The organism is Nonlabens sp. MB-3u-79, from assembly GCF_002831625.1.
Lineage (GTDB): Bacteria > Bacteroidota > Bacteroidia > Flavobacteriales > Flavobacteriaceae > Nonlabens.
On the sequence record NZ_CP025116.1, the window covers coordinates 771,364 to 788,583 of the forward strand.

Consider the following 17,220-nt stretch of genomic DNA (forward strand, 5'->3'; position numbering starts at 1 on the left):
TCCTCTGGAAAGGGAACATACCATAGATTTTAATGGATATCGAACACCGATTAATGATTAAGCAAATTTTATTTTTTTAAATAAAAAGCCTAGGAGTGGATCTTCAAGTATTTTAGGTTGTACGTCAACAGGGCTTATCCTAGGACTCGCTGTTATAACTAATTATTCATTCTCATTACTCGAACTCGTTTTAAATAATTTTTTAAATATTCCGCTTTCTATATTTAAAAAAATAGAAGTTTATGTGGAACTTGATTCAGTGCGAATGCGAAAATCTTATACTTTTTGATTCAAATTCACAAAATAAACAATCGCTGCTATCACCATTAATCCCGCTAGAATCGCAAGGAATATTTTCCAAAAAGAATAAGGTCTGGTTCCATGAATTTTTCCCGTCTGTCCATTCACATAAAAATTATAACGTTTGCTATTAAATTTATAAGAACTGATATAAACCGGTAATAAAATGTGTTTAAAAGTCTCGTCGCTCAGCTGCATTTCTAGTCTATGAACAGGTTGCGTGTCCCCGCCTATATCACGACGCGCCCAAGCTGTGGCAATATCCCTAGCTTTTTCTTTAAATAGCGGAAACTGTTGTACCGAAATAGATGGTCGCAATTATAAAAGTCTACAATTTAAATTCGGCAGACGGCTATAGCTATTGATGAGTATTCCTTTTGCGATTCCTCAGTCTAATGGTCTAAAATGGAGTCCTGTTCATAAGGTTTTTGAGCAAATTTTGGATGTTTACGATTGCTGTTATAGGTAATTCTTTAAAACCTCATATTTATAAGTTAACTACTTGATTTACAGTTATTAAATAATTTTTATTCTACAAGACATTCATGAAAACAGACCCTTTATTCATGAATCTAGACTGGTATAATTTGCACAACACTTATACAATACTCTATATTTAAACTGTTGCTAATGAATGATTTATGAAAGCGTTTAAATCATGAGTTACCAATATTATCAAATTACAATGTAAGAACCTATTAAACCAGAAAGTCCTTTATAAGCTAAAGGTCCTCCAAGGCTAAACTGAAACAACACCATTGTAATTTTAGAAGTAGCGCTACATAAAACACTAACTATCAATTATGGAGTTTGCTTTCACAATGGATCGAATCGAGCATCAACTTTAATTTAAAAAACAAAATTATGAAAACCATATACCTATTACTCATAGCATTACTAGCCACTGCTTGCAACAGCGACGACACAGTAGATCCCGCATCCTTATTACCACCCATTACCATGACTGGAGAAAACACCTTTGGCTGCCTTATAGACGGCAAGTTCTTTAAACCTCGAGATGGCAGAAGTACGATTAATAGTGATAATAAGGGGTTACGAGTTGTATTATCTGAAGACAGTAATATTGAACTATTAGTTACAGATTTTAAGTCGCAAAACACAGGTAGTTTAGATTTACATATTGAAGATTTACTTAACATAGGTGAAGGAGCTTATCAAGTTGACGGTTCTAATAGTCTTTTGAACATTGATGGAAATAATAATACATATGTACATGGAAGAATTTATAATAGTAATACTAATAGGCTTGAGTGGTATGTCTCTTATGAAAACAGTGGCATTATTGAAGTAAATCGCATTACTAGAAACTCTAGCACAGGTAATATCATTTCAGGAACTTTTGAAGTCCAAATGATATCAATTGCAAATCCACAAGACACAGTAAGGATTCAGTCAGGTAGATTTGATATCAATACCCTCACTTTATTACAAACTGATTTTAATTAAAAAGACTGCCGTTGGAGCGGCAGTCTATAAATATTTAACAACTAACAAGCATTTTTATTAACCATTAAACACTCAAAGTTATGAAAAGAATTCTTCTTAGCATAGGAATAGGATTATCCTTATGCAACGCTACGGCACAAAATCAAGAAAAAACCCTTGATGATGCCCTAGTTACCGTCAATCAAGCTAGTGTTACTAGCGGTATCATTTATGAACGAGTAGTACAATTTGCAAATCTCTACAACTTTAACAGAGAACCAGATTTTGACACTGCCGACTATACTTATTTTAAACAAGCACTAAGCGAGATGCATCGTGCGAGTAATGAAGTGCTCTTTATAAATCGATCAGCATTAGATAGCCTGATGCAACAAGAAACAAATCATGTAGTTCCATTAGGTATATTGAATACGGATTTTCAACTACTGAATTACCGTTTTGAAGAGGTGCAGCAAGGTGGTTTAACCTATGATGAAAACACCCAAGAATTTTCTCAAATCTCTGGGCAACCCCCTTTTTATACCTTACATGCTACGGTTATTGCACCGCTGCACAAGGCTATTGCAGGAACTGGAATCACCTATAAAATTGATCCAACCTATCTTTTTCAAAATCAACAGCAACCTATTAAGACACTTACGGCAGATTTTGGGGATGGGGTTCCTAGAAATCTGATCAACAACTATAATTTACAGACGCAACAAATACAAGTTAATTACAACACTGATGGAGATAAGATAGCTACCTATCAAATAATTTATGAGGACAATACGAGCATCACTACAAAATCTAGTATTTATTTCAAATACCAAACACAAATAGGGCCTAAAACATTATCCCCTTTTTGCGCAGGAGATACGTATAAGGAAAATGGCAGAATAATAGCCGATATTCCTTTTACAGGGTATGAAGTAAATGATCCTACTATTTTAGCCGAAATTGATTACCGTATTTACTATTCAGAAAATGATGCCGGCAACAACCAACTAGACCATCCCATCATTATTCTCGATGGTTTTGATCCAGGGGATAAACGCAAAATAGAAGACTGCGATTGTGGTCAAGATCTTGACTGCGCCGCAGCAAATAAAGAAAATGGGCAATTCAATCCTAATCTTCATAACAGTATGTATGACTTTCAAGACTATTTAAATCGCGATGGGTTTCAAGAAAACGCACTTACAACATTAAGAGCAGAAGGCTTTGATGTCATCATGGTCAACCATCCTACTTATGATACCGCAGATATAAACACTGGCGAGATGTTTACCATAGATGGTGGTGCTTATTATATAGAAAGCAATGCCATGGCCTTGATCAAATTACTTCAAGAAACGAAGTCAAGAATGGCATCCACAGGAAGTACAGCTCAAATAAAGCTTGTGGGACCTAGTATGGGAGGACAGATATCTAGGTATGCTCTGGCTTATATGGAAGCTATGGAAGAGCAAACACAAGACAGTGATACCTGGGATCATAACGTATCGCATTGGGTGAGTATAGATAGTCCGCATTTAGGTGCAAATATTCCTTTAGGGGATCAAGCACTAATTTTCTTAATAAAGGAAATGTTGTCAGACGACGACAATGATGCTGCTGAAGATTTTTACGATAAACAATTATCTTCTCCTGCTGCAAAGCAACAACTTATTGAATTTCATAGACAAGCTCCTGGGCAGTCCCATCATCATGTAGACCAAAATTTATTGAATGCACAAACACTATTACAAGGATTTAGTCAAGACAGAGGAAATTCTTCTTTTACTGAGCATTATAATAATCAAGCCATAAATGGATTACCCAATTCTAATGGCTTTCCTACTAAATCTAAAAACTTGGCCATCATTAACGGTTCTCTTACTGGAAGTAGGTTATCTACCTTACCAAATGAAGATGGAGGTTTTTATTCCTATGCTGCTGATGGTGAAAAAGTACTTGGTGTGAAAAGTTTTGCCAGAGTCAGAATCAATTTACCATTAGGAAATATTGTTTTCCGCACGCATATTGCTACACTAGACTCGCACTTTATGTCTTCTGGTGCTAATGAGCGTGTGGCAAAGTTTTATAAGATTCCTACTACAAAAACAGTAATAGCACCTAACAATAATCAACGCGGCACTATGGACAACGTTCCTGGCGGATGGTTTTTAGCACAACAAGAAATTGCAGATGCCGTTACTGGTACCCGAAGCTTACACCTCACTTCAGATGCAACTGATAGTGGCACTGTAGCAACAGATGTGATCGGATGGATTCATGATGACATCATTGGCATTTCTGCTACCGATGATACACAAGTAAGGACATTGAATCCTATAAATTCCTTTATTCCTTCGTTTTCAGCGATTGCACATCTTAATCCTGATCAAAACTGGAATAACCCCTTAAATTTTGATTTAACCTGTGGCTCCAATAGGCTCACTCCATTTGATAGCTATTATGGCGAGTCCGTAAATACTCGACATACCAGTTTTAATCAAAATAGTATAGATTGGCTTATTGAAAGTTTAAAACTCCCAAGTGGTCAAGTATTACCACCTCAATTCCCTGTGAATATATCCTCTTTCTCTAGTCCATCAACCATGTGTGTAGGAGATATTGTTACTATGGGATTTGAAGATGAATGTAAAGTGGCAGTGCAACCTACTTACGTGGTTAGTGATAATCTAGCCATCATCTCTAGAAATGGATACTCTGCTCAATTTGAAGCTTTAGAAAACGGGCCAGCTTTCGTACAAGTGATTTTGGACAATGGAGTAGGGCCTAGTCAAAGTTTTAGTCGTCAACTATATATTGGAACCCCTAATCTTGATAACGCTTTTCTTTCAGAAATAAATTCTAATAATTTTCTATCCATATATCCCGCAAGTGGCTTTTGTGATCTTGTAGCTTTACGCATAAATGGAATAGAACGTTATGATCTAGTAGAGGAGATAGAAATGCAAAAACTACCTACATCTATTGCCTATTGGGATGGCAGTCAAAGAACTGGAAGAGATAACACGTTAGGTATCTATCCAGACTGTAATGAGTTATTTCGATTTCAAGTAAGAGCAAGAAATGCTTGTGGCTGGTCAGAATGGGTAGAGTTTGTAACAGACCTAGACGGCTGTAGCAACGATTGTTCTACAACAAACCCTAGTGGCATCGTTAGTAACAATTTTGTGATTTCGCCAGTTCCTGCCAGCACCATAATTGCTGTTGATATGGTACAAAATCCGGAGTGGACATTTTACTCTAGATCCTGTAGCGATGGAATAACTGACCTAGGAGGAAATAGTCATTGTACTTATTTTGTAAGTCTACAACTATATGACTTTAGTGGCAATCAAGTGTTAAACATCACTAGACATGAGTTAGGAACTTCATTTGATGTTTCACATTTAACTACAGGAACTTATGTCATGCACATAACTCACCTTGGTCAAACTGAAGTCCATCAAGTCCCTATCAATTAAGTTCATTAGCTGTTTAAATTAAGAAAAGAGCTTGTTTTGAATTTCAAAACAAGCTCTTTTATATCAATACTTTGAAAAAACATCCAACTACTAATTCCTCCCATTCTCCTCTGGATAAAAAGTGTACACTGGATCACTTTGCCAAATTTCTTTTGTTTCTACACACATAGCCGTTAATGGTCCTTTGTAGGCAGCTGCCGTATCGAGATTCCAAACATTTGCTGCATTCATAGGCTGGTACTCCCCCCAACTATGTGTAGGTGTATGACCTATAAAAATCTCTTTGTAGAGTTTTAATCTATTAGGATACCTGTCGTTATCTTCTTTTAAATTAGGGTCTAGCGCCAGTGCCATTTCCCATAAAGTGCGGTCCCAGCAGGTAATACTTTTAAAGTATTCATATTCAGGACCCCTTAGGTTGTGAAAACCTGCATGAAAAAACCCATTCCCATTCAGCTCATAATAATTGTGAAGATCGTTCTTGAGAAAATCAAAATGCACTTCGATTTCTTCCTTAGTTTTACTTGCATAACTATCCACAGTACTTTCCCCCCCATGAAGCAACCACAATTTATGCGGGTGCCTTGCCTGTAAGTTATCTACCACTAACTCATCGTGATTGCCTCTGAGGTAAATAGGAGGAGTTTGTTTGTTTTGTTTACGCTTTCGCGAAAGCGAAATTAAAAAATCTACCACTTCATAATTTTGAGACCACCCGTCTACATAATCTCCTAAGAAAATAAGCTGATCGTCATCTTTTAATTTTATTTTATCTATTAATTGAACGAGGGCTTTGTAACCGCCGTGAATGTCTCCTATTGCAATGGTTCTCATTAATTATGAATTGTATTTTACTTTGCGCAGTACGCGCAAAGCTTCTTTGTATGCTTTATATGTGTCTGGATAAGCCTTGAGCAAGTTTTTATACGCCTTCATCTTTTCTACTGGTTCCCCTACGTTATTGAATTGACAAATCAACATGGTTTCTGGCAACTGTCTTAAATCTATCAATTCTTGCTCTTTGAGGTCAATACCGTTTGTCATCTTGTTTAAAAGAGATAAGTTAGTGTTGTATATGTGATGTAACGTCCTGCGGTCATAATAGGGCGGATTAAACAGGATCTTGTTTTCCAATTGGTAGGTCCCGTTAGGGAAAAACCTCAAGGTCTGTCGCTCCAGTGGGTGGTACTTTTGGTTATCTCCTATTCCTAATTCCACAAATTCTAAAATGCTAAAACTATCTTCATCAAACGAAATTTGCACCTCATCAAGCGTGCTATAAAATAGTCGTACTTGTTCATTCACCATTTCAATATCTACTCTGGAATAATAGGTCTCGCCATTTTTATGCTTTACTTTTCCTGACCAGCAAATAACAAATTGCTCTTTAAAAACCTTGTATTGTGTTTCCAGTCCTTGACTTTTACGAGCTAAGAATTCAACCACACTGTCTAAAGTGTGCTCGATATTATTACTCGCTTTTTTTTCTAGTTGTTCGACAATTTGAGAATTGACATCTTTGATCTCTACATCATAAGCTTTAGGCATAGAAATACTTCCATCTCTAAAGAAAACAGTGCCCCCATAATATTTCCAAATATTTTTACGCAATGCAGTAAGCCCATCTTGAGCTCTAATAGTTACTAAGCCCACTACTTTACCAATTTCTAAATGAGGGAAAGCAATATTCTCGTATTGAATAATCGGAGCATTAGTCAGATAAGCATTGATCAGGTTTTGCAATTTAGAATCGTCAAAGAAATCGACTCCTATTATACCATTGACCTCATCGTCAATCCCGATGACTATATAACTGTTGTTTTTAGGATTGGTGTTGGAAAGTGCGCAAATGTGTTTGAGGAACTTAGCTTTTCCTTCTTTGTTACTAAGATCAATACGTAATTTTTTATCATAAAAACTATTCTCGTCGTTATGCGCCAGCAAATTTTTAACTAGAAGTCGTTTATTGATCATAACCCCTAAGATAGCTAAAAAGTTAAATGACTACTGCCCTATAAGGAGATAAGAATAAAGACATCCCTACCACCTTATGGTTAACTGGTCTAGGCAAACCAAAAGTTAAGCAATTGTAATTATGCCTCATACAAAGCATTAAGGAAGTTTCTCTACTACAGGCGTCTATAAAGAGTAATTCTAGAAAAATTTCACAATCTTTTGTCAGACTCTAAACATGGGAAACAGCGTTTTAATTAGTTAGAAACATCTAGTTCCTTAAATAGGAACTAGAATACTATCTTTGCCTCTATGCAAATTCCCGAAGGAAAAAAAATATACTTCTCTAGCGATAACCACTTAGGCGCGCCAACTCAAGAATTGAGCAAACCTCGTGAAAGAAAATTTTTAGCTTGGTTGGACCAAGTTAAAGAAGATGCTGCTGCTATCTTTTTATTAGGTGATTTGTTTGATTTTTGGTTTGAGTATAAGACGGTAGTTCCTAAAAATCAAGTGCGCGTTTTAGGCAAACTGGCTGAAATCGTTGACAGTGGTATTCCAGTATATTTTTTTGTCGGTAATCATGACTTATGGATGTTTGGTTATTTTGAAGAAGAGTTAGGAATTCCTGTTTATCATACACCTCAAACATTTGAATTTAATACCAAGAAGTTCTTTATAGGCCATGGCGACGGATTAGGCCCTGGTGATAAAGGTTACAAACGTATGAAGAAAGTGTTTACCAGCCCTTTTTTCCAATGGTGTTTCCAATGGATACATCCTGATATTGGGGTACGTATTGCACGACATCTATCCGTAAAAAATAAACTCATCTCAGGTGAAGAGGATGCTCAATTTCTAGGTGAGGAAAATGAATGGCTTGCTCAGTACGCGAAGCGTAAACTAGAAAAAGAGCATTTTGATTATTTTGTGTTTGGCCATAGACACTTACCTATGGAAATAAAAGTAGGGGAAACATCTACCTATATCAATCTAGGAGACTGGATTTCTCAATACCGCTATGGCGTATTTGACGGTAAGGATTTTCATCTTATTCAGTTTTAAGGTTACCTTATTTTAAAAAAAATAGCCCTGTTGAAAAACGAGGCCCTACAAAAGATACTTCAAAAACTATTAGAAACGCTTTGTTTTTCAACAGAATACCGTTTTATCTGCTATATAGAAGTAACTTTTTTTTCTTAAGCTGACAGAATAAAGATTAATAATTTATTAGATTGTTCTTAAGGATTACTTAAATAGGCAACAGTTAGGCCTTAATAGTAATACATTTCAATATAATTGATAAATGCTGGTTTTTTTAAATTTACAGGTATGGTTAGTGATTTTTCTGAACGAATTGTTGATCAAATAAAGTCCATAACTCAAGCACCTATAGCCATAGCATTATTAGATAATAATCTAAGATACATAGCACATTCTTCAAAGTGGTCCGACGACTTTAATTTAGCTTATACTAATATAAAAGAGATGTACCATTACGGTCCTTTTCCTGCACTAAGTAATGAATGGAAAAAAGTGCAACAGCGCGTACTTAAAGGCTCCGAAGAGTACTATGATGAAGAGCTGTTAATAACAACAGACGGCAAGCAGCGGTGGATAAAATGGAATATGAAGCCTTGGCGCAATTATCACAATAATATCTCTGGGGTGATCATGGTAACTGAAGATGTAACCGAAGCAGTCCAACTAAAGAGAAGAAATCAGTATAAAGGTGACTTGCTTTTTAAGGAATGCTTACGGGAACATATAGGCACATGGGAATACGATCATATAAGAGGCGAGTTGCATTGGTCAGATGCGACAAGAGCCATACACAAGACACCTATGGGTTTTATTCCAAAAGCAGACGAAGCACTCAAATTTTATAAATCTGGGGAATCTCGTGAGAAAATTACAGAAGCTTTTTTCCAAGCAATTACTAAGGGGACTTCTTACGATCTTGAATTGGAGTTAACAACTGCAAAAGGAACTCCTATTTGGGTTAGAGTTGTAGGGATAAGTGAATTTATCAACGGTATATGTTTACGTCAGTATGGAACATTAGAAGATATTACTTATAGAATAAATAAGGAATAATATAACATTCAAAAAGAAGTATATCTAAACGTCTCATAGATCCATTTAACGATCTTTGTCTGGTCATTTAAAGTTTTGTCTTAAAATCACAGTCATGGGAAATTCAACTATAAAACCTGCTTTTTTTAGCATCATGTTTATACTAACTTCTTTGTTGTCAGTTGCTCAAGAAATGATAACAGAGAACAAAGTCTCCTCTAATACATTAGACGAAATTACCTTAATCGTTAAAAAGTCTTCTTTTAAAAACGACGCAGTATTTCTTGAAAATAAAAACTATTTGCGTAAAGCAGCACGACTCAGTCAAGGTGATATGGACATCTTTAAAAATCAAATTAGAAAAACCGTTCGTTCCTTCAAAGATATTAGTGATATTAGATGGGGGGAACTTTACGATGCCTCTAAACTAGTTACTTTTTTAGGAAAGGTCGAAGAATTACCTTCTGTCCTTTAAGAGTTAAGATCTCTTAAACGCAGCTGTAAAGAAGTACTTCCCTGCCACTCATTTTCATCGATAGAATAAGCAATATCGAACTTTTTACCGTCGGCAATATGCTCATATTTACTTCCCATATTAAAACCTATAGCATTAAATGCAATGCTTTCCCCTTTTTTTGTGGCAACTTTAATTTTAAGATGGTCTTCCTCTTTACCTACACATTTACCATAACCTGTATCGACCACATTTTTAGTCATAAAAACTGGGGTCATATTTCCTGGGCCAAATGGCGCCATTTGCTGCAGAATACGATAAAACTTAGGTGTAATGTGCTCTAGTGGAAGTTTAGAGTCTATATGAATCTCTGGGGTTAAATGTTGTTTTTCTATAGTGGCAGCTACTACTTCTTCAAAGCGAGCTTTAAACTTTTCGTAATTCTCTGGTAATAGTGTGAGCCCAGCGGCATACATGTGTCCCCCAAATTGCTCGATATAATCAGCACATTGTTCCAGGGCATTATACACATCAAAACCTTTGACACTACGCGCGCTTGCCGCAAGCTGATCACCCGATTTAGTGAATACTAATGTAGGTCGGTAATAATTTTCTATTAATCTAGAGGCCACTATTCCTATCACGCCCTTATGCCAGCTTTCGTCGTAGACTACGCTCGTAAATGTATCTTCTTCTTTATTAGTTATAATTTGCTGTATGGCTTCTTGCGTTATGGATTGGTCCAGTTCTCTTCTATCTGAATTATAGTTCTCAATCGATGCTGCAAATTCTTGTGCTTTTTCTAAATCTGTTTCTTTGAGCAGCTCTACTGCATGAAGTCCATGCTTCATTCTTCCAGCAGCGTTGATGCGGGGAGCAATGGTAAAAACTACGTCCGTAATCGTAAGTTTTGTTTTGTTTAAATTGGCGATAATCGCCTCAAAACCTGCTCGCGGGCTCGTATTAATAACATTAAGGCCGTGATAAGCAAGAATTCTATTTTCCCCGGTCATGGGTACAATATCTGCTCCTATTGCCGTAGCCACTAAATCTAAATAAGGTATCAAAATTTCAAATTCCCAATCGTTTGCAATGGTTAACGCCTGACATAATTTAAAACCAACACCACAACCGCACAATTCGTCATAAGGATAAGAGCAATCTGGGCGTTTAGGGTCGAGAATTGCTACAGCATCTGGCAGTTCTTTCCCTGGTCTGTGGTGATCGCAAATAATAAAGTCGATCCCTTTTTCTTTAGCATAAGCTACTTTATCGATGGCTTTTATACCACAATCTAAGGCAATGATAAGCGAGAAATCATTGTCAGCTGCAAAGTCAACTCCTTTAAAACTGACTCCATAACCTTCCTCATAACGGTCGGGAATATAAGTAGAAACACGGTCGTAGAAACTTTCAAGAAAAGTGGACATCAATGCCACACTAGTAGTTCCATCTACATCATAGTCACCGTAAACAAGGATGTTCTCATTGTTACCTACTGCTTTTTGAATCCGCTTTACTGCTAGGTCCATATCCTTCATAAGATAAGGGTCATGGAGTTCTTCTAGGTCAGGTCTAAAATAGGATCTCGCTTTCGCGAAAGCGTCCACACCACGCTGCACTAACAAACCAGCAAGAAAAGGATCAATGCCTAGTTCCTGAGCAAGTTGTTGTTGTTTTTGAGAATCTGGTATGGGTTTTAGAGTCCAGCGCATTTGGTAAAGATAAGATGTAAAAAAGAGTCATGGAATATAAATGTGACTTACCCGTTTCTCTTTAGCGACCTTTCCATTATCTTTATTACGTAAATTACACAACCAACCTTACAAAATTTCAAGAATGCCATTAGTAAACCCATTAGATGCTAGTCATGATACTGAAACAGCAGCACTAGCCGATTTCTTCAACGAGACTTTAGGGTTTTGTCCTAATTCTGTATTGACCATGCAGCACCGCCCAGCCATATCAAAAGCTTTTATCAACCTAAATAAAGCCGTAATGGCAAACGAGGGTCGTGTCACTAGCGCATTGAAAAGAATGATCGCTTGGGTTTCTAGCAATGCTACTGGATGCAGGTACTGTCAAGCGCACGCCATAAGAGCTGCAGAACGTTATGGAGCAGAACAGGAACAACTGGATAACATCTGGGAATACCGCACGCACGCTGCTTTTAACGAAGCAGAACGTGCTGCTTTAGATTTTTCTTTAGCCGCTAGCCAGGTACCCAACGCCGTAGATCAAACTATAAAAGAACGTTTACACCAGTATTGGAATGAAGGGGAGATAGTAGAAATGCTAGGGGTGATATCACTCTTCGGTTACCTCAACAGGTGGAATGATTCAATGGGTACCACTTTAGAAAATGATGCCATAGAGAGCGGCAATCAATATTTAGGGAAACATGGTTTTGAGGTGGGAAAGCATGTGTAACTGAATGAGTTTATCCTTTTACAAACTCCATAACCTGATCCTTTCCATCAGTAGTGTGCTCAATAGAAAAACCGCCTGCAGTTTTATAACCTACACCTATAAAGTTAGTCGTTACTGCAAGATAACAACCTCCCTTACTCTTCTTTAAGGTTCCTATGATCATATCACCTCTGAAAATAGTATAGCCTTCAGTAGAGCTCCTTAATGAAAAAGAATTATCTGTGGTTGCATAGTCCTTTTTTAGTCGTGTTACTTGAGATTGCATCGCAACTGCCGCTGCATCTATAACTTGGCGATCCTTTACTTGCTCATCAAATTCAGGGACTTTTCCAGCAATAGTAGTTACTTCTGCTGGTTGTTGAATTCCTATTTTTTCTTCATTAGCTACTTGCTCATCTACTACTACTTTAGGCGTGTACTTATAATCTACCTCATCAAAAGAAGTCATCGCATCTCTTAATGCTTCAAAATAGGCTCTATCGTTAGATTTGGTAGTCCCTACTCCTTTTTTACTAGTAAAAACAACAGTCCCTGTACAATCCACCAATTGCAATACCATAAATATCCGAAGGGTTCCTGATTTATCCACTTTTAATTGAAGTGCGTTGCACTCGCCACGGTTCATATCTGCTGGAAGAACTTCAGAATTTCTGAATGCTATAAAGTTGTGTTTTTTAAGTTCAAATACGACCAGCTCATTAAAGCTGTATTCATTAGCCTCATTTTGAAACTCGTACTGATTATTTACAATAATATATTTATATTGATTCAGCGCTACATCTTGTGCGTTTGCAAACAATGATGTTGTAATAAATAAAAATAAGAATAGTTGTTTCATAAGACTTGTAACTTACATTATTAGGGCTTTCCTAGAACGATTCCATTCTATTGATGTTGTCGGGAATATAGGTTTCTGTTTTCTTAAAAGAATAAAAGTTGATGCTCCTCTTCCATAGGGCCGAAAGTGGAAAAATACAAATTAACTAAGAACTAAAGAGTCATACTAGAATCAAAATATCCTTAACAACTCTAATAAACAAGTCTAATTTATGAACAATACTTCGTAAAAATACACTGAAACCCTACCTTTGAAACTTACACGCCATTCCAACCAATCTCATGAAAAAATTAGAACTCCTTAAAAAGTACTTTGGTTACGACAGTTTCCGACCACTGCAAGAACAAGTTATAGACGATGTTATTGCTGGTAAAGACCTTATGGTAGTCATGCCTACCGGTGGAGGGAAATCTATGTGTTTCCAGTTACCTTCCTTATTGTTGGATGGTATCACCTTAGTGGTCTCGCCATTAATTGCCTTGATGAAAGATCAGGTAGATGCATTGCGGGCTAATGGTATCTCTGCTTCTTATTTTAACAGCTCCCAAGATGTCACACAGCAACAAGAAATGCTGGAAGAATTGCGTTCTGGAAGCTTAAAACTTATATATGTGGCTCCAGAAAGCATAGGGCTACTCAACAATCACTTGCAAGAAATACCTGTTTCTTTGATCGCGGTAGATGAGGCGCACTGCATTTCTACATGGGGGCATGATTTTAGACCCGCCTACACGCAACTTGCTTATTTTAAAACCAGCTTTCCAGAGGCTAATCTCATCGCTCTAACCGCAACCGCAGATCGAGCTACAAGAGCAGATATCAAAAAGCAATTGGGTATTCAAAATGCAGAAGAATATGTCGCCTCTTTTGATAGGCCTAATCTAACCTTAGAAGTACGCCCAGGAAACAATCGTTTACAGCAAATACGTCGCTTTCTTCAAAAGAATAAAGGGGAGTCTGGAATTATTTATTGTTTAAGTAGAAAAACCTGTGAAAGCCTTGCTAGTAAAATTGCTGCTTACGGTTTTGACGCAGCGGCTTACCATGCAGGATTGAGTCACGAAGAGCGAGAGAATGTACAAGAAAAATTTATCAAAGACGATCTTAAAATAGTCTGTGCAACCATTGCTTTTGGAATGGGAATCGATAAATCCAATGTCCGCTTTGTATTGCACTACAACATGCCTAAAAATATAGAAGGCTATTATCAAGAGATAGGTCGTGCGGGTCGTGATGGCGTTAATTCTCATGCATTATTATTTCATAGTTATGCAGACATGATCCAACTGCGTAAATTTGCAGAAGGCAGCGGTAATGCAGAGGTTCAGATAGCAAAGCTAGAACGCATGAAGCAATTTGCTGAGGCCTTAACTTGTAGAAGAAAGATGTTGCTTTCTTACTTCAATGAATATCTTGACGAAGACTGCGGCAATTGTGATGTTTGCCTCAATAAACCAGACTTTTTTGACGCCACTTTATCAGCACAAAAAGCATTGAGTGCGGTAATTAGAACTGGGGAAAAAGCATCTCTTAATCTACTCATAGATGTGTTGCGTGGAGCGCAAAATGCAGCGGTCATAGAAAGTGGGTTCCAGCAAATAAAAACCTATGGTGCAGGAAAAGAGACCTCTTGGAACGACTGGCAACAATTTATTGTGCAAATGATCAATCAAGGACTGGTAGAAATTGCTTTCCATGAATTCAATCATTTAAAGATAACACCACAGGGGAAAGAAGTGCTTTTTGATGGACGCAAGGTGTCCCTGGCGGTGATTCCTAAACCAGAAGAACTGGCTGCCAAAAGAGCGCAACACACCCAAGAAGAACTACCTACAGAGGTCAACCGCGATCTCTACGAAACATTGCGCAAAACTAGGCTCCAACTCGCAAACGCCGGCAATCTAGCTCCGTATATGGTTTTCAGTGATGCAACACTAAAGGATATGGCTGCTAGAATACCACTAGACGATAATGAATTTGCAGATATTACTGGTGTAGGAAGTCATAAGCACGATACTTATGGTGTACCGTTTCTTAAAATAATCTCTGAATTCAAAGATTCCCGCACAGATGATTTCATCTATAGAGAGGAAATCGCAAAGCCTAAGCGTCAAAAGAAAAAAGTGTCGGGCCCTAAAAAGGATACGGTTATGGAAAGTGTCAAGCTTTTTTGGGATGGAAAAACGATCAAAGACATTGCCGAAATAAGAGGCTTCCAATCATCAACCATCATGGCACATCTCACTAAAAGGTATGAGTCTCATAACGATATTGATCTTGAAAAGCTCATTGACGGCAAAGATTACGACCTCATCGCCGCTGACTTTGAAAAAATAAAAAATGAAGAAAGTCTTAAAACCGTTTTTGAACATTTTGACGGTAAAATAGATTATGGCTCCTTGCGTATAGGCCTTTCTTTATTAAAAGAAAAAACGAAGGCTTAACATTAAGGAGCCCCCTTTTTAACTTCTTTCTACAAGACTTGACTATAAAAACACATAATGAAGACTGCTCTCTATAATAATAGGAAGAGTCAGATTCTACTCTATATAAAGGTGTCTCCATAACACCTGGACGTTGCTTATACATATAGTTAGCACATTTGTCAGAAAATGAAATACTTCAAAGTAAAATAGAGTAACTTTATGGAGAGAAATTTGTTTATAAAATTGAGGTGTTAACTATAAATGCCTTGTAATCATTCATTTAAAATTTATGATGATGGGTAAAAAAATAGTACTAGAACAACTATTTCTAACTTTTAAAATGAATGATTAATTAAAAAGATCTGTGTGAAAAAAGAAAGCAAATTAGGTGCTGGAATAGCATTAGGATGTGGAATTGGAGCTGCAATTGGAATTGTAACCGGCAATCTAGGTGTATGGATTGGTGTTGGGATAGCTATAGGTGCTGGAATCGGAAATAGTTTAACAAAAAAGGGTGGTAAAAAAAACGATCCTAAATCTTGAAATATAGAAAACAAAAGCAACTAACTTAAGCCGTATATAATTTATTGCTAGTTCTAGCCTACTTACTAAAATCCTTGCAGATTTTGTTTTTGCTAACTTGGGCGCTGTATCACACAACAACACATATACAGCCCGATTGGCAAGTCATATCGCAAATAAAAGACATGAAAAAGGGGCAGAATATGTTTTGCCCCTTTTTGATTTAAGATGATAAGATAGCGATTTACTTATCCTACAACAGGTTCATTCACCCAACTAAATTTAGCCGCCTCTTCAGGTATCTTAATACGTGTTGAAACGCGTTCCATACGAGCTGGAAGCTTCATTAAATAATCACGTGCTTTTTCTGCTTCTTCTGTCAGGTTGGTCATGTTAGCAATGTCCCATTGTTCAATGAGCCTTTGCATAATGTCGATATAGTCTTGAGCGGTATAAACACCTATACGCTGTGCACTGTTTGAAAAATCTTCAAAAGCAGCTCCTATAGACTGTCCAGATTCTCTAAGGAACATCGCTGGCATTACAATTTTGTGCACCATCATTTCCTTAAATGCTACCATCATGTTGCTAGCATCTACTTTGAAAATCTCACTTACAAAAGTGCTATAAGCCCTGTGGTGGCGCATCTCATCTCCTGATATAATGCGACACATTTTAGAAAGAGCTGTATTCCCATAGCCACGTGCTAATTTTGCCACACGGTTGTGAGAAACATAAGTCGCAAGTTCTTGAAAACTGGTATAAATAAAGTTTTTATAGGGGTCGCGATCTGTACCTATATCAAAGCCATCGGTAATCAAGTGATGTGTTGTGATTTCTACTTGACGCATGTTCACACGACCAGATAAGTACAAATATTTGTTGAGTGTATCACCATGACGGTTTTCTTCACCAGTCCACTGGCGCACCCATTTGGACCAGATATTTCCCTTTCCTTCTACCTGATTAATACCTTCTACATCCATTAACCAAGATTCATAAGTAGGTAATGCTTCCTCGGTGATCGTATCTCCTACAAGTGCTACCCAAAAATCATACGGGAGCTCTTTAGCGAGCTCTCTTAATTCCCGTACTTCTTCAAAAAAAGTGTCTTCTTGAGAATTAGGTAAAAAATCAGAAGGCTGCCAAATTTTATCTACTGGAATTAAGTATTCATCCATGAAGGATTCTACTTTACTTTCCAAAGATTGCATCACCTCAATGCGTATATTTTTAAGTGGTTTATTCATAAGAAAAATTCTATTGTAAAGGTAGTCGTTTTGAAATTGTTCTGCT

Annotated in this window: 14 protein-coding genes; 8 read left to right on the plus strand and 6 right to left on the minus strand. The window is 37.1% G+C overall.

The features are described from left to right. Positions 1–276: 276 nt before the first annotated feature. Complete coding sequence (locus CW736_RS03440) at positions 277–618, minus strand: hypothetical protein (protein ID WP_198519334.1); 342 nt, start codon at positions 616–618, stop codon at positions 277–279. A 546-nt stretch (positions 619–1,164) separates the two neighbouring features. On the opposite strand from CW736_RS03440, the gene CW736_RS03445 reads away from it, so the two are divergent. Then, complete coding sequence (locus CW736_RS03445; RefSeq protein WP_101012581.1) at positions 1,165–1,767, plus strand: DUF6252 family protein; 603 nt, start codon at positions 1,165–1,167, stop codon at positions 1,765–1,767. Positions 1,768–1,847: 80 nt separating this feature from the next. Next, positions 1,848–5,225, plus strand: a complete 3,378-nt coding sequence (locus CW736_RS03450) for an esterase/lipase family protein (RefSeq protein ID WP_101012582.1) — start codon at positions 1,848–1,850, stop codon at positions 5,223–5,225. 90 nt (positions 5,226–5,315) lie between these two features. Here CW736_RS03450 and CW736_RS03455 read toward each other — a convergent pair whose 3' ends face one another. Both CW736_RS03455 and CW736_RS03460 read right to left on the minus strand, forming a co-directional pair. Next, positions 5,316–6,059, minus strand: coding sequence for a metallophosphoesterase family protein (locus CW736_RS03455; protein WP_101012583.1), 744 nt, complete (start codon positions 6,057–6,059; stop codon positions 5,316–5,318). 3 nt (positions 6,060–6,062) lie between these two features. Next, positions 6,063–7,199 (minus strand): ATP-binding protein, encoded by a 1,137-nt coding sequence (locus CW736_RS03460; protein ID WP_101012584.1) that lies wholly within the window; start codon positions 7,197–7,199, stop codon positions 6,063–6,065. A gap of 291 nt (positions 7,200–7,490) precedes the next feature. Between CW736_RS03460 and CW736_RS03465 the strand changes: the two genes are divergently transcribed. From CW736_RS03465 to CW736_RS03475, 3 genes are all read left to right on the plus strand, one after another. After that, positions 7,491–8,243 (plus strand): UDP-2,3-diacylglucosamine diphosphatase, encoded by a 753-nt coding sequence (locus CW736_RS03465; RefSeq protein WP_101012585.1) that lies wholly within the window; start codon positions 7,491–7,493, stop codon positions 8,241–8,243. 267 nt (positions 8,244–8,510) lie between these two features. Beyond that, on the plus strand, positions 8,511–9,275 hold the full coding sequence (locus CW736_RS03470) for a PAS domain S-box protein (protein WP_157810872.1): 765 nt from the start codon (positions 8,511–8,513) through the stop codon (positions 9,273–9,275). Positions 9,276–9,369: 94 nt separating this feature from the next. Beyond that, positions 9,370–9,729: a hypothetical protein gene (locus tag CW736_RS03475; RefSeq protein WP_101012587.1), complete on the plus strand. Its 360-nt coding sequence runs from the start codon at positions 9,370–9,372 to the stop codon at positions 9,727–9,729. On the opposite strand, the gene recJ is transcribed toward CW736_RS03475, so the two are convergent. Then, positions 9,726–11,423: a single-stranded-DNA-specific exonuclease RecJ gene (gene recJ, locus CW736_RS03480; protein WP_101012588.1), complete on the minus strand. Its 1,698-nt coding sequence runs from the start codon at positions 11,421–11,423 to the stop codon at positions 9,726–9,728. The genes CW736_RS03475 and recJ overlap by 4 nt on opposite strands. 124 nt (positions 11,424–11,547) lie before the next feature. Between recJ and CW736_RS03485 the strand changes: the two genes are divergently transcribed. Then, positions 11,548–12,138 (plus strand): carboxymuconolactone decarboxylase family protein, encoded by a 591-nt coding sequence (locus tag CW736_RS03485; protein ID WP_101012589.1) that lies wholly within the window; start codon positions 11,548–11,550, stop codon positions 12,136–12,138. 10 nt (positions 12,139–12,148) lie between these two features. Here CW736_RS03485 and CW736_RS03490 read toward each other — a convergent pair whose 3' ends face one another. Beyond that, on the minus strand, positions 12,149–12,976 hold the full coding sequence (locus tag CW736_RS03490; protein WP_157810873.1) for a hypothetical protein: 828 nt from the start codon (positions 12,974–12,976) through the stop codon (positions 12,149–12,151). 281 nt (positions 12,977–13,257) lie between these two features. Here CW736_RS03490 and recQ point away from each other — a divergent pair, with 281 nt between their 5' ends. Together recQ and CW736_RS14190 are read left to right on the plus strand one after the other, a co-directional pair. Beyond that, positions 13,258–15,420, plus strand: a complete 2,163-nt coding sequence (gene recQ, locus CW736_RS03495) for a DNA helicase RecQ (RefSeq protein ID WP_101012591.1) — start codon at positions 13,258–13,260, stop codon at positions 15,418–15,420. A gap of 348 nt (positions 15,421–15,768) precedes the next feature. Then, on the plus strand, positions 15,769–15,945 hold the full coding sequence (locus CW736_RS14190) for a hypothetical protein (protein ID WP_198519335.1): 177 nt from the start codon (positions 15,769–15,771) through the stop codon (positions 15,943–15,945). A gap of 227 nt (positions 15,946–16,172) precedes the next feature. Here the strand turns inward: CW736_RS14190 and CW736_RS03500 are convergent, their stop codons facing one another. Further along, the gene (locus tag CW736_RS03500) at positions 16,173–17,174 is read right to left on the minus strand and encodes an acyl-ACP desaturase (protein WP_101012592.1); all 1,002 of its coding nucleotides are present in this window, start codon (positions 17,172–17,174) and stop codon (positions 16,173–16,175) included. Positions 17,175–17,220: the final 46 nt, after the last annotated feature.

Excerpts from the sequence above, each read along its gene's own strand:
- CW736_RS03490 (WP_157810873.1), bottom strand. The coding sequence starts at position 12,976 with ATGAAACAACTATTCTTATTTTTATTTATTACAACATCATTGTTTGCA.
- CW736_RS03455 (WP_101012583.1), bottom strand. The coding sequence starts at position 6,059 with ATGAGAACCATTGCAATAGGAGACATTCACGGCGGTTACAAAGCCCTC.
- recJ (WP_101012588.1), bottom strand. The coding sequence starts at position 11,423 with ATGCGCTGGACTCTAAAACCCATACCAGATTCTCAAAAACAACAACAA.
- CW736_RS03485 (WP_101012589.1), top strand. The coding sequence starts at position 11,548 with ATGCCATTAGTAAACCCATTAGATGCTAGTCATGATACTGAAACAGCA.
- CW736_RS03500 (WP_101012592.1), bottom strand. The coding sequence starts at position 17,174 with ATGAATAAACCACTTAAAAATATACGCATTGAGGTGATGCAATCTTTG.
- CW736_RS03460 (WP_101012584.1), bottom strand. The coding sequence starts at position 7,199 with ATGATCAATAAACGACTTCTAGTTAAAAATTTGCTGGCGCATAACGAC.
- CW736_RS03465 (WP_101012585.1), top strand. The coding sequence starts at position 7,491 with ATGCAAATTCCCGAAGGAAAAAAAATATACTTCTCTAGCGATAACCAC.
- CW736_RS03470 (WP_157810872.1), top strand. The coding sequence starts at position 8,511 with ATGGTTAGTGATTTTTCTGAACGAATTGTTGATCAAATAAAGTCCATA.
- recQ (WP_101012591.1), top strand. The coding sequence starts at position 13,258 with ATGAAAAAATTAGAACTCCTTAAAAAGTACTTTGGTTACGACAGTTTC.
- CW736_RS03450 (WP_101012582.1), top strand. The coding sequence starts at position 1,848 with ATGAAAAGAATTCTTCTTAGCATAGGAATAGGATTATCCTTATGCAAC.
- CW736_RS03475 (WP_101012587.1), top strand. The coding sequence starts at position 9,370 with ATGGGAAATTCAACTATAAAACCTGCTTTTTTTAGCATCATGTTTATA.
- CW736_RS03445 (WP_101012581.1), top strand. The coding sequence starts at position 1,165 with ATGAAAACCATATACCTATTACTCATAGCATTACTAGCCACTGCTTGC.